This is a genomic window from Agrobacterium sp. ST15.16.055 (assembly GCF_027956555.1).
GTDB lineage: Bacteria > Pseudomonadota > Alphaproteobacteria > Rhizobiales > Rhizobiaceae > Agrobacterium > Agrobacterium salinitolerans.
Genome location: NZ_JAQKGN010000038.1, coordinates 1 through 726 on the forward strand (window position 1 = coordinate 1; position 726 = coordinate 726).

Annotated in this window: 1 protein-coding gene and 2 tRNA genes; 2 read left to right on the top strand and 1 reads right to left on the bottom strand. The window is 54.8% G+C overall.

Going from position 1 to position 726, the window contains the following annotated elements:
* Positions 1–189: hypothetical protein (locus PL599_RS22730; protein WP_271359898.1), on the bottom strand; the 189-nt coding region annotated here is incomplete at its 3' end.
* 152 nt (positions 190–341) lie between these two features.
* On the opposite strand from PL599_RS22730, the gene PL599_RS22735 reads away from it, so the two are divergent.
* Both PL599_RS22735 and PL599_RS22740 read left to right on the top strand, forming a co-directional pair.
* Positions 342–418, top strand: a tRNA-Ile gene (locus PL599_RS22735).
* A 59-nt stretch (positions 419–477) separates the two neighbouring features.
* Positions 478–553 (top strand) — tRNA-Ala (locus PL599_RS22740).
* Positions 554–726 lie beyond the last annotated feature (173 nt).

Sequence of the window (726 nt, forward strand, 5' to 3'; positions counted from 1 at the left end):
TAGGGGAACCTGCGGCTGGATCACCTCCTTTCTAAGGAAGCTGTGGAACAGTAAGACGCCTGTCTTGAACAGGATGAACTTTCCCGTGCTTTTTAGAACATAGATGGCGCCAGTCAGGCGACCATCGCAACGTAATACGCCTGCAGATCTGCTACGCAGACAGCGGGTATGGCAAGGTTCGCCGTCCACGTTTCTCTTTCTTCAAGAAGGATATAAACCTTTGGTTTGCGCTCACGTGCTGTTCGCCCTTTGGGCGGCACTGCGCGGGGGCGCCGGATGACCGGCGACGGCCTCTGGCCTGTATGGGTGTCCAGTTGGACACGTCATATGTTCGGTTGGATGGGCCCGTAGCTCAGTTGGTTAGAGCACACGCTTGATAAGCGTGGGGTCGGAAGTTCAAGTCTTCCCGGGCCCACCATTGGTTTGCTGAATTTAGCTGATCCCTGGCGGTTTTGCTGTCGGGTGTTTGCGATGGTTGGGGCTGTAGCTCAGCTGGGAGAGCACCTGCTTTGCAAGCAGGGGGTCAGCGGTTCGATCCCGCTCAGCTCCACCAATCGCTAACGCGGTTTGGGTGTGTAGCGCGGGAATATCCTTCTGAAGAAATAAAAGTTTGCATCGTCTGTAAGGACTGATGCCTGTTCTGAATACATTGTGAAGAGAAGATATGTCTGGAAGCGTCCAGGTGTTTTGGGTTTAGGCCCGAGACGTCCGAGCCCAGTCCCAGTG